This is a genomic window from Flavobacterium gelidilacus DSM 15343, assembly GCF_000422685.1.
Lineage (GTDB): Bacteria > Bacteroidota > Bacteroidia > Flavobacteriales > Flavobacteriaceae > Flavobacterium > Flavobacterium gelidilacus.
Genome location: NZ_AUGN01000010.1, coordinates 138,628 through 151,926 on the forward strand (window position 1 = coordinate 138,628; position 13,299 = coordinate 151,926).

Here is a 13,299-nt window from a genome sequence, read left to right on the forward strand (position 1 = left end):
AAATATATACTTTTAGCTTATAACTAAAAATTATTTTTTGTGATATAATTGACTTTTAACCTTTGTTTGATTCTATAGTATTGTACAGTTGTAAAGCTTTTCCGTCAGTTAGCATAGATACAAAATGGCAAATATGCAATAATCTATCGTATTGGTTTTCTTTTTGAAATTGATATCTTTCTGGCAAAACTTTTAGAATTAAATTATCATAATTTGATGCTTTTCCTTCTATTTTATTGTTGTAAGCAATACAGAACTTATCTAAAAGAGTATTAATTACTTTGTAACCCATTAATTCTTTGTCAATTACTTCTCTACTTTGATATACGTTTTTAACACTAATTTGTATTATATCATCCATTTGAGCAGCATATTGACTTTTATCCATTAAAGCATAAGGAAATTCTCCTTTTAAAATTGCTTCTTCGTTTTCGATAAAAATCTTTACTGCGTCTTGAATTAAACTTCCAATGGCTAAAGCTCTTAAGTAACTTATTCTATCTTCTTTTGTGTTAAGAGAGTTATATTTTTTAGAATCAATTCCGTTTTTGACTAATTTGATTAAATATTCTAAGGCAAATTCTTCTTGAATTAAACCTAAGTTTATTCCGTCTTCAAAATCTATAATAGTGTAGCAAATATCGTCTGCTGCTTCTACTAAGTAGGCTAAAGGATGACGTTCAAAACCAATATCATTTCCTGCTTTGTTTTTAATTAAACCTAATTCTTGTGCTACATCTTTAAAAAAGATTTTGTCTTGTTGAAAAAAACCGTATTTCTTATCGCAAATTCTTGAAGTTGGTTTTTTAGGTAAACTTTCTTTCGGATATTTCATAAAAGCACCAAGAGTTGCATAAGTAATTCTAATTGAACCTTCTACTCCTTCTCTTGATGTTGTTAGTACTGAAAACCCATTTGCATTTCCTTCAAAATCTATTAAATCTTGCCATTCTTTATCGGAAACTTTGTCTTTGAATTGTTGACCGTTTCCAGTTTTGAAATATTCTCCAATGGCTTTTTCACCAGAATGTCCAAAAGGTGGATTTCCAATATCGTGAGCTAATGAAGCTGCTGCGACGATTGCACCAAAATCATTCATTTGATAACCATGAATTTCTGATAAATAAGGATATTTTTCAATGATTTTTTTTCCAACTAATCTTCCTAACGAACGACCAACAACAGAAACTTCTAAACTATGAGTCAATCTATTGTGAACAAAATCTGTTTTTGATAATGGAATAACTTGGGTTTTATCTTGCAAACTTCTAAAAGCTGAAGAAAAAATAATTCTATCATAATCTACCTCAAAACCTAAACGTGTATCATCTTCTTCTTTTCTAAGTCTTTTACTTGTATCACCTTGTCTTTTTAGTGATAATAGTTGTTCCCATTTCATCATTTTGATTTAAGATTTTTGATTAACGATTTTTGATTTCAGAATTTACAAACGTTTTCTTCATACACATACTTGTTTCAACACCAATATATTGTCCATAATTTGGAATATCTTGGTAGCCAAATTTTTTATATAAAGCAATGGCACTTTCTAATTTTTGTGAAGTTTCAAGAACACAAAATTCAAATCCTGACTCTTTTGCCCAACTTTCTAATTCAGTTAGAATTTTTGAGGCTATTTGTTTTCCTCTTGCTTCTGGCAAAACAAACATTCTTTTTAATTCTGCTGTTTTTGAATCTAATTCTTTGAAAGCTCCACAACCTAATGGAATTTCATTTTCATAAAAAACCACTACATTTTTAATATAAATTTGATTGAATTGCGCAAAAAAATCTTTTTCATCACCATCAATATCGACCAAATATTCATCAAACAACTTAGTTAAGTATTTAAAATCTTCATTTTCTGAAGTTGTTCTAAGCAGTTGATTCATAAAAATTATTTCTTTGAAGATTTAAATTTCAACACCTATTTGAGAAATAGAGTTTTGACTGTTTTTAATTTCTTCATATTTTTTAATATCTACAACAACAGTATCAGTCCATGTGTCATGCCATCCTTTATCACCGTTGCCTAAAAATGACAAAAACTCAAAAGGAACAATTCTACTTAATGTTCTTCTTAAAACCACATCTGACTGCGCTTTTGATCCATCAATCATTAAAACTTTTGTATTGGTTATGTATTTACCAATTGTTCTGCCGTTAATGCTTTCAAAAATCAAGTAATAAATAAACAAGAATAAGAAGCCAATAAGAATCTCTGTTACTTTATTAATGTTTTCCATAGCAAAAATAATGTCTTCACTACCTATTATTTGTGCATAAATGGCAACTAATAGACTTACTCCAAACATAAGTATGATTCTTATTATGTAGTCGACAACAAAATTGGCTAATCTTTTATTTTTTGATGCGAGCATATCCTTTGTAATTCGGATATTAGTATGTGGTTTTGTATTCATAAGCTTACTCTTTATCGTTCGCTAAGAAGAATACTCTTGACTTTTTTGGATACTTGTCATAACTAATATCACTTGGGTTTTCGATAACGGTTTTTAGATTCACCTCATCACCAATTTTAAATGATGCTACAGTGTACTTATAATCTAATAAATAAGGTCCACAGAAGAAATTTCCGTCTGCGTCTTGTTCAATAAATCCTGTATGAACTCCTTTTTTTTCCTTTGCCATGATTGCTTGATTTTTATTTTTTCAAATATACTTCAAAAAAGCAAAACAGCCTACAAATTAATGAAGGCTGTTTTTTTATTAGTTTTAAATTAATAAGGACTATTTATATTTTGCAATTATTTCACTAATAACTTTCTCTGTCAACTCTTCTCCTTTTAAAGTTGGAAAACCTTCCCATCTAACAATTCCATCAGGATCAATTAGAACACAATGTGGAATTCCTTGTACTTCATAAATGTTTTTTAAGGTTTCATTTGTATCAATAGCGCTGTAATAGTCTATTTTCACCTTTTTAAAATTATTTATTTTTTCTTTAGATTCGTCACTTATGCCAATAACAACTAAGTCCTCTTTAAACTTTTCATGAAAAGCATTTAATTCTGGAATCGCTCTTATACATGGACCACACCAAGTTGCCCAAAAATCAATTAAAATAAATTTGCCTTTAATATCTGGCTCAGAAGAAATCCATTCCTCAACAACTAATTCTGGAGCCTTTTCATTTAGAAAAGACTTTGCCCAAAGCTGTTTTTTTTGAGCAAAAATTGATAGTGAAAAAAGAAAAACGATTAAAAACATGCTTTTTCTAGACTTCATTCGTGAATGGTTTTTAGTGATTTATAAATTGTTTTTTTATTACTTATTTCAAATATACTTTAAAAAAATAAAACAGCCCTCAAATTAATGAAGGCTGTTTTGTTCTTTTCAATTTATTCTATATTCTTCTTAAGAACCACACATTTCACAATCGTCAATATCTGCATTTCTTGATAATTCGATCATTGCTTTGTATTCGGCAGCTGTCATTTCAACTGGTTCGTTTACAACAGAAATTGTTTCTAATTGTGGTTTAACCATTGGTTTTTCTACAGCTGCAAGAACTGGTTCTGCTTTTTTATCATTATTTAATGTAAACTTAATTGCATCAACCGCTGATTTCGTTCTTAAATAATACATTCCAGTTTTTAAACCACTTTTCCATGCATAAAAGTGCATTGAAGTCAGTTTAGAATAATTTGCATCTTGCATAAACAAGTTCAACGATTGCGATTGGTCAATGAAGTAACCTCTTTGACGAGACATATCAATAATATCTTTCATAGAAAGTTCCCAAACGGTTTTGTATAATTCTTTTAAGTCTTGAGGAATATCTAGATTCTGAACAGAACCGTTATTTCTCATTAACTCTTGCTTTAAAGTCTCATTCCAAAGTCCTAAGTCAACTAAATCGTGTAATAAATGTTTGTTTACTACAATAAATTCACCTGAAAGCACTCTTCTTGTATAAATATTTGAAGTATAAGGTTCAAAAGCTTCGTTATTACCTAAAATTTGAGAAGTTGAAGCTGTTGGCATTGGAGCCACTAAAAGTGAGTTTCTAACTCCATTTTTCATCACTTCTTTTCTTAAGCTTGCCCAATCCCATCTTCCTGACAATTCTTCGTCATTGATGTTCCATAAGTTATGTTGAAATTCTCCTTGCGAAATTGGAGAACCTTCAAATGTTGAATATGGACCTTCTTCGATTGCCATTTCCATTGAAGCCGTAACAGCAGCAAAGTATAACGTTTCGAAGATTTCTTGGTTTAATTTTTTAGCTTCATCACTTGTAAAAGGCATTCTAAGTAAAATGAAAGCATCTGCTAAACCTTGAACGCCTAATCCAACTGGACGGTGACGCATATTTGAATTTTTCGCTTCTTCAACTGGATAATAATTTCTATCAATTACTTTATTTAAGTTTCTTGTAACTCTTTTAGTTACTGTGTAAAGTAAATCGTGATCAAATTTTCCGTTATCAACAAACATTGGAAGTGAAATAGAAGCTAAATTACATACTGCTACTTCATCTGGAGCCGTATATTCCATAATCTCAGTACAAAGATTTGAAGAACGAATTGTTCCTAAATTCTTTTGATTTGATTTACGGTTTGCTGCATCTTTATACAACATATATGGTGTTCCTGTTTCGATTTGCGATTCAAGAATTTTTTCCCAAAGCTCACGTGCTTTTATAGTTTTTCTTCCTTTTCCAGCTGCTTCGTATGAAGTATAAAGTGTTTCAAATTCATCTCCATAAACATCACATAAACCTGGACATTCATTTGGACACATTAAAGTCCAAGTAGTATTTTCTTCTACACGTTTCATGAATAAATCTGAAGTCCACATAGCGAAGAATAAATCTCTTGCACGCATTTCTTCTTTTCCAGTATTTTTTTTCAAATCTAAGAATTCGAAAATATCTGCATGCCAAGTTTCTAAATAAATTGCGAAACTTCCTTTTCTTTTTCCACCACCTTGATCTACGTAACGAGCTGTATCATTAAAAACACGTAACATTGGTACAATTCCGTTTGAAGTTCCGTTTGTTCCTCTAATGTAAGAACCTGTTGCACGTACATTGTGAATTGACAATCCAATTCCACCTGCAGATTGTGATATTCTTGCCGTTTGTTTTAAAGTATCGTAAATTCCATCAATACTATCATCTTTCATGGTTAAAAGGAAACATGATGACATTTGTGGTTTTGGTGTTCCTGCGTTGAATAAAGTTGGAGTTGCATGCGTAAAGAATTTCTTAGACATTAAGTCATAAGTTTCTAAAGCAGATTCAATATCGTTTAGGTGAATTCCAATTGAAACACGCATTAACATATGTTGAGGTCTTTCAACAATTTTTCCGTTTATTTTTAATAAATACGAACGTTCTAATGTTTTGAAACCGAAATAATCATAATTAAAATCTCTGTTGTAAATAATATATGAATCTAAAACAGCAGCATTTTCTTGAATAACCTTATATACTTCTTCTGATAAAAGAGGTGCTTCTTTTCCTGTTCTTGGGTTAACATATTCAAACATTTCTGTTGCCGTTTCTGAGAAAGACTTCGTTGTGTTTTTATGTAAATTTGAAACTGCAATACGCGCAGCAAGTTGTGCGTAATCTGGATGAGAAATTGTCATTGATGCAGCTGTTTCTGCGGCAAGATTATCTAATTCTGATGTACTTACACCATCATAAAGACCTTCAATTACTCGCATTGCTACTTTTACAGCGTCTACTAAATCATTTAAACCATAGCAAAGCTTTTTTACACGATCTGTGATTTTGTCAAAACTTACTGGTTCTTTGTGCCCATCTCTTTTTACTACGTACATACTCTTTTTTGTTTCTTGAAAATAGAAAATCCCTTCCCTATAATCGGGTTATTTGTTTTTTTTGTTGCTTAACAACTTAATTACTTAGTAGCAGAGCTACTAAGTTTAAAAATCAGCGTCGAAACTAATTTTTTGTGCTTCACTATCTGTGTTCATTACACCAGCTTTTTGGTATTCTGCTACACGTTTTTCAAAGAAATTTGTTTTTCCTTGAAGCGAAATCATATCCATAAAATCAAATGGGTTTGAAGAATTGAAAACTCTTTCACATTCTAATTCTACTAATAATCTATCCGTTACGAATTCTAAATATTGCGTCATCAAGGTTGCGTTCATTCCAATTAAACTAGCTGGTAATGATTCTGTAATAAATTGACGTTCGATATTTAAAGCATCAACAATAATTTCTTTAATACGTTCTTTTGGTACTTTATTAATTAAGTGATGGTTATGTAAATGCACAGCAAAATCACAATGCATTCCTTCATCACGAGAAATTAATTCGTTTGAAAAAGTTAAACCTGGCATTAATCCACGTTTTTTTAACCAAAAAATTGAACAAAAAGATCCTGAAAAGAAAATTCCTTCTACAGCAGCGAAAGCAATTAATCTTTCTGCGAATGAATCAGATTCAATCCATTTTAGAGCCCAATCCGCTTTTTCTTTAATGGCTGGAAAAGTTTCAATAGCATGAAATAATTCATGTTTCTCCGCTTCATCTTTCACATAAGTATCAATCAAAAGCGAATAGGTTTCACTATGAATGTTTTCCATCATGATTTGGAAACCGTAGAAAAATTTTGCTTCTGGATATTGCACTTCGTTTACAAAGTTTTCGGCTAAATTTTCGTTTACAATTCCGTCTGAAGCTGCAAAAAAAGCTAAAACGTGTTTGATAAAATAACGTTCATCATCATTTAATTTATTATTCCAATCGTTTAAATCGGTATGTAGATCAATTTCTTCAGCTGTCCAAATACAAGCTTCCTGTTTTTTATACCATTCCCAAAGATCTTGATGTTTGATAGGAAAAATAACGAATCTGTCTTTATTTGGTTGTAAAATTGGTTCAACTGTTGCCATGATAATATATTTTGGGTTGTGAGTTTGAGTACTTCTTGATGTTTACAAAGTTGGCGATTTATTGTCTGAAATGAAAGTCAAACTTATCCACAATCAAGGGAAGTTTTTAACAAAGAGTAAAAAAAGACTTGCTAAAAACATAATCATAAAATTCTGTTATTCAATGATTTACAAAAATAAAATTTAACTAGTAAATCCTTGTAACTATGAGTAAACACATTAGATGCGAGCGTTTTAAACTGTGAAGAAAATGTTAAAAAAAATAAGGTGAATTGAATTTCAAATTGCATAGCAAATTAAAAATATAAAGCTTCATTTTTAAAGTTTAGATTTCATATCTTTAATTATTATTTTAACTCACTTTATTTTATGAAGACTTTATTTTTATTTTTGATTAACTCACTTTTAATTTCTGCATACTCACAAACAACCACAATAGAATACAAGTTACAGCGAAATATTAGTGAAAAGAAACTTAAAGAACAACCAGGTTTTGCAAAAAAAGCATTTTCAAAAGATTATTTCTACATTTTAACATACAGCAACGACATTGTTGAATATAAAATTAATGATTCCATTAAGGACAATGAATCTTATTTAGATTATGAAAAAAATGAAGTAATAAGGATTGACAAATCAATGCAGAAATACATTTATAAAGACTTAAAAAAGAACATTACTTATTCAAAATTAAATTCATTTGACGAAACATTGAATATAAAAGACAGCTTAATTGATAGAAAATGGAAAATCACATCAGAAACCAAAATAATAAATGGTCTTGTTTGTAAAAAAGCAATTTCGAAAATTTTTAAAGTAAAAACTTATGCGTGGTTTACTGAAGAAATTAATATAAAAACAGGGCCAGATTTATTTGATGGATTACCTGGATTAATTCTTGAAATAAACACAGAGCATTTAAATTGGATTGCAACTTCTTTAAAAACAGAATTAAAAGATTCTATTATCAAAAAGCCGGAATTTACAGGTAAAATTTACACTTTTAAAGAAGGGAAAAAAATAACCAAAGAAAAACTACTAAATCGTTATTAATTAGTTTTTACTTCTTCATTTCAGCAGCCACTTTTTCTAAATCATCATACCATTCTTGTCCAAATTTGCGAATTAGTGCTTCTTTCAAAAATTTATAAACAGGCACATCTAATTCTTTTCCTAAAGAACAGGCATCATCACAAATATGCCACTTGTGATAATTTACAGCAGAAAAATCAGCATATTCTTTCACACGAACTGGATATAAATGACAAGAGACCGGTTTTTTCCAATCTATAATTCCCTGATTATAGGCTTGTTCTATACCACAAAGAGCCGTTTTTTTATCAAAAATTACGTAAGCACAATCTTTTCCTCCAATCAATGTAGTTTCTGGCTCACCATCAAGACCGACAACAGAAGTCCCTTGTTCTTCAATGGCTTTGATTCCTTCTTTTCTTAAAAAAGGCTTTATTTTTGGATAAATTTCTTTCAATTTCTCAACTTCAGATTGATCTAAAGGCGCACCAGCGTCACCATCGACACAGCATGCTCCTTTACAAGCAGAAAGATTACAAACAAACTCTTTCTCAAGAATATCTTCAGAAACGATGGTTTTATTTAATTGAAACATTATACTTTATTTAGCTGGCAAATATAAGTAATTGATTGTTGTTATTGGAAACATTTCAATCTTTCAAGCTATTTTTATTCTTTTGAGTGATAATGTATCGTTAAATTCAAACTTAGCTTGATGCATTATTATTATCTTTGCACATAACTTAACACCAATGATTGATTTGGATTTTATTTTTAAGATAAATTGGAAAGATATATTTACGATTAGTATGATTCTTTTTGCTGTTATTGACATTATCGGAAGTATTCCTATAATTGTTGGTTTACGTAGTAAAATAGGACATATTCAATCTGAAAAAGCTACTATTGTTGCAGCTATTATTATGATAGCTTTTTTGTTTGTTGGAGAAGAAATTCTTAAACTCATTGGAATTGATGCTAATTCGTTTGCTGTTGCAGGTTCTTTTGTATTGTTCTTTTTAGCTTTGGAAATGATTCTTGGTATTGATTTGCATAAAGAAGACAATCCTTCGACTGCTTCGATTGTGCCAATTGCTTTTCCGTTAATTGCAGGTGCAGGAACAATGACGACAATTTTGTCATTACGTGCTGCCTATGACAAAATAAATATTATCATTGCTATAATTATAAATGTAATTGTGGTTTATGGTGTGTTAAAATCTTCGGGGAAAATTGAACGCTTATTAGGTGTAAACGGAATAGGAATTATAAGAAAAATATTTGGCGTAATTTTGTTAGCTATAGCTGTAAAATTATTTGCAGCCAACATTAAAGGATTGTTTATTTAAAAAAAAATATAATGAAAATATTTAGCTACGTTGTAATTGTATTGGCATTGGCCTTAATCATTTTTAATTTTTCAAAAGTTAATTTTGATAGTCCCTTTGAGGGAAATAGTTCTGTTGCCTTAATTGGTGTTGTTTGTGGTTTCTGTGCTATTTTTTTAATGGTAATTTTTAGATTATCAAAAATGGTTGAAGAAAAAACTAAGGATAAATAACAGTAAACAATTTAGATTATGTTTGATGTACTAATTATTGGCGGTGGTGTTTCTGGTGTTTCCTGTGCTTTGGTTTTAGGTTCCGCAAAGAACAAACCTTTTGCGACCGATAAGAAAATTGGAATCATTACACATCAAAAAGCTTCTTCTTTGCAAAATGCAGTTTTTAATAATGCATACGGAATTCCGCCAGGAAAGTTAGGCTCTGACTTATTAACAGAAAGTGTTGAGCATTTGCAAAAACTTTATCCACATGTTGAACAGATTAATGGTGAAAAAGTTTTAAAAATTCAGGGTGAAGTTGGCGATTATACTTTAATTACCAATAAAAATACATTCAAAACCAAAATTATCGCCATTGGAATTGGTTCCTCTAGTCCTTTTATGATTGAAGGTTTAGAAAGTTTTATTGAACCTCATCAAAAAGCTGCTCCTGAAAAAAACAGAATTCAGTTAAAAAATCACGACCATTTAGTTAAAGAAGGCGTTTATGTTATGGGAACTTTAGCAGGACAAAGAAGTCAACTTGCTATTGCTGCAGGAAGTGGCGCAAGTGTTGCTACAGATATTCTTAGTTTATGGAATGAGGGAAAACCTGTTCAGGTTCATGATGCTTTAGGAAAATAATTGTTTTTACTTCATCACTTTTTTAACCATTGCATCTTGCGAAAGAATAATTTGGTAGTAAGAATCATCATCAAATAATTGACGAATAAATTCTGCATATAAATAGATTTTTACTTTTTCTTTTTGGGTAGAAAAGTTTAATAAAAATCCACTTTGTGCTACATATTCTTTAAAACTATTTAGGTATTTATCATTACCAACAATTTCTTTTTTTAACCCTTCTTTTGAAAGCTTGTTGAAAAATTTTCGGTCTTTATCTAGTTGTTCAAAGACAAAGTAATCTACTACTCCAGACTTCATTATCATTAGTGTAGCTTCTTCTCCGTGTTTGGCTTCATAAGGCACAAAAACATCAGGTGTAATTCCACCACCACCAAAAACGATTCTGCCGTTTTTAGTCTTGAATTTTAAGCTGTCGGCTACTTTTATGCTATCTTTTTCATATAATTCACCACTTATAAAACGTTTTTCAAATTCATTAAAATAGCCATCAGCTTTATCTTCATAAGGTTTTTGAATAGATCGCCCAGAAGGTGTATAATATCTTGCGACTGTTAATCGAATCATTGAACCATCACCAAGAGGCATTTCCCTTTGAACTAATCCCTTTCCGAAAGAACGTCTTCCTACAATTGTTCCTCTATCATTGTCTTGAATCGCTCCGGCTAAAACTTCACTAGCAGAAGCACTATTTTCGTTGATTAAAATAGTCACTTTACCGGTTTCGAAATCTCCTTTTTTTGTAGCAAATGTTTTTTCTTCAGTTCCTTTTTTGTTAATGGTTTTAACGATTAATTCTTTATCTTTAAGAAATTCATCAACCATTTCTGTTGCTATTTCTAAATAACCACCACCATTATCTCGTAAATCAATAATAAGTTCGGTTGCACCAATATTTTTTAATTTTAAAATAGCTTTGTGAAATTCATCAAAAGTAGTTTCAGCAAATCTATTTACTTTAATATAACCTGTTTTATCATCAATCAATGTCGCAATATCAACACTTTTTATGGGCACAATGTCTCTAGTTACATTTACTTTAAATTTTTTATTAGTTGCTTTACGAAATATTGTTAACTCAACTTTAGAACCTTCTTCTCCTTTTAACTTAGCAAACAAAGTTTCGTTTGATACTTTCTTATTAAATAATTGAAATTTATCGGCAAATAATATTCTGTCACCCGATTTTATACCCGCTTTATCAGAAGGCCCATTTTTTATTGGTTTTATAACAACTACGGTGTCTTTATGTAAATAGAAGTTAATTCCAATACCTACAAAATCACCTTTCATACTTTGGTTAATTTGTTCTACTTCATTTTTTGCAATGTAGACGGAATGAGGATCCAAGTTTTCTAAAATTCCATTAACCGTTAAATCTACTATAGAATCTGTATTGATATCATCAACATATTCATTGTCAATAAGATTGATTAGTTTATTTAATTTTTCAGATTTTGTATTACGAGAAAAATTTGCATTTGGTAAAAAAGCAGTAATAAAACCTCCTAACAAAAGTCCAATGGCAATTGATAAACTTATAATAATAGGAAGATATACTTTATTAACTTTCATTTCTTTTATTGCGTTAAATCTTCAATTAAATCAACTTCTACTCCTGCTTTTCTTAAAAAATCTAAGCCTGAACAATCTTTGTATTCTTGATGGTAAACAACTCTCTTAATTCCGGATTGATGAATTAGTTTACTACAATCTTTACATGGAGAAAGTGTTATGTATAAAGTTGCACCTTCACAAGATTGGGTTGAGCGCGCTACTTTTGAAATTGCATTAGCTTCTGCATGAAGTACATACCATTTTGTATTATTCTCTTCATCTTCGCAACAATTTTCAAATCCAGAAGGTGTTCCGTTATATCCATCAGAAATAATCATTTTATCTCTAACAATTATCGCACCAACTTTTTTTCGATTGCAATAGGATAATTGACCCCATTCTTTTGCTATTCTTAAATAAGCTTTATCGTATTTCTCTTTTTTTTGTGACATATTATTTATTCCAAATTTCACTTTCTATTATCATGGGCAAAACTACTCCAATTACAAAAGCTGACATAACTAAAGCCCAATCTTTTTTAGAAAATCTAAAGAAAGTTTGAACAATATAAGCTAGGATTAAAACGGCAAAAACTGCAATTAGTTGTGCGGCCTCAATTCCTAATGCAAATTCTAATGACGGAATTAATTTATCAGAAGCATTTCCTGGCAAAATTGATTTAAAATAATTTGAAAAGCCTAAGCCATGAATTACACCAAAGAACAATGTAGTTACACCCATAAAAGATAAGTTTCCGTTGCCTTTTGTGTTTTTTCCTGCTGTAAAAAGTGTATAGAATGCAGTAGTAATAATTGTTATTGGAATTAAAAATTCTATCGCATTTGGGTTTACATAAATCACGCTATATACCGACAAGATCAATGACATCGTGTGACCTATTGTAAATAGAGAAACCAAAAGCAATACTCTTTTCCAATCTTTAAAAGTATAGGGAATCATTAATGCAATTAAAAACAAAACGTGATCATATGCATTAATATCTAAAACGTGATTGATTCCAACTTTAAAATACAACCAAAATTCTGACATTAGTAATTTGTTTAATAATATCAAAACTACAACTTATTTTCAGATTTTTAGAAAGATTAAGAAAAGCTTATAAATAATTTTATTTAAATTCTAAATAAAAGTATATTTGCAGAATTAAAATTAAAACTATGTCATTTTCAGATTTATTTGATAACGAATTCAAAAACAGAAATAAAGGTCATTTTTCATCAATCGTTAGAGTAGCTTTATCAGATGGCGAATTAACAACAGAAGAAAGAGCGTTTTTAGATAAATTAGCTATTCGTTTAGAAATTTCTCAAGCAGAATACGATGAGATTTTAGAAAGCCCATCTAAATACCCTGTTAATCCTCCTCATTTACATGTTCAAAGACTAGAGCGTTTATACGACTTGTCGAGAATGGTTTATGCTGATCATGTATTGGGTCCAAAACAAAAAGCAATTTTAACTCGTTTTGCTTTGGCATTAGGTTTTACACCAAGTAATGTATCCTATATCGTTGACAAAGCTTTGTCATTATTAGTGTTAAATGTAGACTTAGATACTTTTATTTATGAAATACAACACATGAATAAATAAGAATTATAAAGCATA

Annotated in this window: 16 protein-coding genes; 5 read left to right on the top strand and 11 right to left on the bottom strand. The window is 30.0% G+C overall.

Going from position 1 to position 13,299, the window contains the following annotated elements; all coding sequences use genetic code 11:
• Window positions 1–55: 55 nt before the first annotated feature.
• The 7 genes from G507_RS0106285 to G507_RS0106315 form a co-directional block, all read right to left on the bottom strand.
• Entirely contained in the window at window positions 56–1,399 is a 1,344-nt protein-coding gene (locus tag G507_RS0106285) for a deoxyguanosinetriphosphate triphosphohydrolase (protein WP_035665749.1), read from the bottom strand.
• A 22-nt stretch (window positions 1,400–1,421) separates the two neighbouring features.
• Window positions 1,422–1,892, bottom strand: coding sequence for a GNAT family N-acetyltransferase (locus G507_RS0106290; RefSeq protein ID WP_026716701.1), 471 nt, complete (start codon window positions 1,890–1,892; stop codon window positions 1,422–1,424).
• 21 nt (window positions 1,893–1,913) lie between these two features.
• Window positions 1,914–2,423 (bottom strand): RDD family protein, encoded by a 510-nt coding sequence (locus G507_RS0106295; protein ID WP_084518939.1) that lies wholly within the window; start codon window positions 2,421–2,423, stop codon window positions 1,914–1,916.
• Window positions 2,424–2,427: 4 nt separating this feature from the next.
• A complete protein-coding gene (locus G507_RS0106300) occupies window positions 2,428–2,652 on the bottom strand; it encodes a hypothetical protein (RefSeq protein WP_026716703.1) in 225 nt (74 codons plus the stop codon).
• 99 nt (window positions 2,653–2,751) lie between these two features.
• Window positions 2,752–3,249 (bottom strand): TlpA family protein disulfide reductase, encoded by a 498-nt coding sequence (locus G507_RS0106305; RefSeq protein ID WP_026716704.1) that lies wholly within the window; start codon window positions 3,247–3,249, stop codon window positions 2,752–2,754.
• A gap of 129 nt (window positions 3,250–3,378) precedes the next feature.
• Window positions 3,379–5,814, bottom strand: coding sequence for a ribonucleoside-diphosphate reductase subunit alpha (locus G507_RS0106310; protein ID WP_026716705.1), 2,436 nt, complete (start codon window positions 5,812–5,814; stop codon window positions 3,379–3,381).
• 105 nt (window positions 5,815–5,919) lie between these two features.
• Window positions 5,920–6,897, bottom strand: a complete 978-nt coding sequence (locus tag G507_RS0106315; protein ID WP_026716706.1) for a ribonucleotide-diphosphate reductase subunit beta — start codon at window positions 6,895–6,897, stop codon at window positions 5,920–5,922.
• A gap of 369 nt (window positions 6,898–7,266) precedes the next feature.
• On the opposite strand from G507_RS0106315, the gene G507_RS17295 reads away from it, so the two are divergent.
• Window positions 7,267–7,950: a GLPGLI family protein gene (locus G507_RS17295; RefSeq protein WP_026716707.1), complete on the top strand. Its 684-nt coding sequence runs from the start codon at window positions 7,267–7,269 to the stop codon at window positions 7,948–7,950.
• 7 nt (window positions 7,951–7,957) lie between these two features.
• Here the strand turns inward: G507_RS17295 and G507_RS0106325 are convergent, their stop codons facing one another.
• Window positions 7,958–8,524 carry a DUF3109 family protein gene (locus tag G507_RS0106325; RefSeq protein WP_026716708.1) on the bottom strand — a complete coding sequence of 189 codons (567 nt, stop codon included), beginning with the start codon at window positions 8,522–8,524 and terminating at the stop codon, window positions 7,958–7,960.
• Window positions 8,525–8,681: 157 nt separating this feature from the next.
• Here G507_RS0106325 and G507_RS0106330 point away from each other — a divergent pair, with 157 nt between their 5' ends.
• Genes G507_RS0106330 through G507_RS0106340 form a run of 3 tightly spaced genes read left to right on the top strand, consistent with a single transcriptional unit; the run spans window position 8,682 to window position 10,117 of the window.
• Entirely contained in the window at window positions 8,682–9,278 is a 597-nt protein-coding gene (locus G507_RS0106330; RefSeq protein ID WP_157496502.1) for a MarC family protein, read from the top strand.
• Between the two features lie 11 nt (window positions 9,279–9,289).
• Complete coding sequence (locus G507_RS0106335; RefSeq protein ID WP_026716710.1) at window positions 9,290–9,490, top strand: hypothetical protein; 201 nt, start codon at window positions 9,290–9,292, stop codon at window positions 9,488–9,490.
• A gap of 18 nt (window positions 9,491–9,508) precedes the next feature.
• Window positions 9,509–10,117, top strand: coding sequence for an FAD-dependent oxidoreductase (locus G507_RS0106340; protein ID WP_026716711.1), 609 nt, complete (start codon window positions 9,509–9,511; stop codon window positions 10,115–10,117).
• Between the two features lie 6 nt (window positions 10,118–10,123).
• Here G507_RS0106340 and G507_RS0106345 read toward each other — a convergent pair whose 3' ends face one another.
• Genes G507_RS0106345 through G507_RS0106355 form a run of 3 tightly spaced genes read right to left on the bottom strand, consistent with a single transcriptional unit; the run spans window position 10,124 to window position 12,724 of the window.
• Entirely contained in the window at window positions 10,124–11,692 is a 1,569-nt protein-coding gene (locus G507_RS0106345) for a S41 family peptidase (protein ID WP_026716712.1), read from the bottom strand.
• A 5-nt stretch (window positions 11,693–11,697) separates the two neighbouring features.
• Window positions 11,698–12,126 (bottom strand): deoxycytidylate deaminase, encoded by a 429-nt coding sequence (locus G507_RS0106350; RefSeq protein WP_026716713.1) that lies wholly within the window; start codon window positions 12,124–12,126, stop codon window positions 11,698–11,700.
• A 1-nt stretch (window position 12,127) separates the two neighbouring features.
• Entirely contained in the window at window positions 12,128–12,724 is a 597-nt protein-coding gene (locus G507_RS0106355) for a HupE/UreJ family protein (RefSeq protein ID WP_026716714.1), read from the bottom strand.
• A 128-nt stretch (window positions 12,725–12,852) separates the two neighbouring features.
• On the opposite strand from G507_RS0106355, the gene G507_RS0106360 reads away from it, so the two are divergent.
• Window positions 12,853–13,284 (top strand): tellurite resistance TerB family protein, encoded by a 432-nt coding sequence (locus G507_RS0106360; protein WP_026716715.1) that lies wholly within the window; start codon window positions 12,853–12,855, stop codon window positions 13,282–13,284.
• Window positions 13,285–13,299 lie beyond the last annotated feature (15 nt).

Excerpts from the sequence above, each read along its gene's own strand:
- G507_RS0106315 (WP_026716706.1), bottom strand. The coding sequence starts at position 6,897 with ATGGCAACAGTTGAACCAATTTTACAACCAAATAAAGACAGATTCGTT.
- G507_RS0106300 (WP_026716703.1), bottom strand. The coding sequence starts at position 2,652 with ATGGCAAAGGAAAAAAAAGGAGTTCATACAGGATTTATTGAACAAGAC.
- G507_RS0106325 (WP_026716708.1), bottom strand. The coding sequence starts at position 8,524 with ATGTTTCAATTAAATAAAACCATCGTTTCTGAAGATATTCTTGAGAAA.
- G507_RS0106305 (WP_026716704.1), bottom strand. The coding sequence starts at position 3,249 with ATGAAGTCTAGAAAAAGCATGTTTTTAATCGTTTTTCTTTTTTCACTA.
- G507_RS0106285 (WP_035665749.1), bottom strand. The coding sequence starts at position 1,399 with ATGAAATGGGAACAACTATTATCACTAAAAAGACAAGGTGATACAAGT.
- G507_RS0106290 (WP_026716701.1), bottom strand. The coding sequence starts at position 1,892 with ATGAATCAACTGCTTAGAACAACTTCAGAAAATGAAGATTTTAAATAC.
- G507_RS0106330 (WP_157496502.1), top strand. The coding sequence starts at position 8,682 with ATGATTGATTTGGATTTTATTTTTAAGATAAATTGGAAAGATATATTT.
- G507_RS0106350 (WP_026716713.1), bottom strand. The coding sequence starts at position 12,126 with ATGTCACAAAAAAAAGAGAAATACGATAAAGCTTATTTAAGAATAGCA.
- G507_RS0106355 (WP_026716714.1), bottom strand. The coding sequence starts at position 12,724 with ATGTCAGAATTTTGGTTGTATTTTAAAGTTGGAATCAATCACGTTTTA.
- G507_RS0106340 (WP_026716711.1), top strand. The coding sequence starts at position 9,509 with ATGTTTGATGTACTAATTATTGGCGGTGGTGTTTCTGGTGTTTCCTGT.
- G507_RS0106295 (WP_084518939.1), bottom strand. The coding sequence starts at position 2,423 with ATGAATACAAAACCACATACTAATATCCGAATTACAAAGGATATGCTC.
- G507_RS0106360 (WP_026716715.1), top strand. The coding sequence starts at position 12,853 with ATGTCATTTTCAGATTTATTTGATAACGAATTCAAAAACAGAAATAAA.
- G507_RS0106310 (WP_026716705.1), bottom strand. The coding sequence starts at position 5,814 with ATGTACGTAGTAAAAAGAGATGGGCACAAAGAACCAGTAAGTTTTGAC.
- G507_RS0106345 (WP_026716712.1), bottom strand. The coding sequence starts at position 11,692 with ATGAAAGTTAATAAAGTATATCTTCCTATTATTATAAGTTTATCAATT.
- G507_RS17295 (WP_026716707.1), top strand. The coding sequence starts at position 7,267 with ATGAAGACTTTATTTTTATTTTTGATTAACTCACTTTTAATTTCTGCA.
- G507_RS0106335 (WP_026716710.1), top strand. The coding sequence starts at position 9,290 with ATGAAAATATTTAGCTACGTTGTAATTGTATTGGCATTGGCCTTAATC.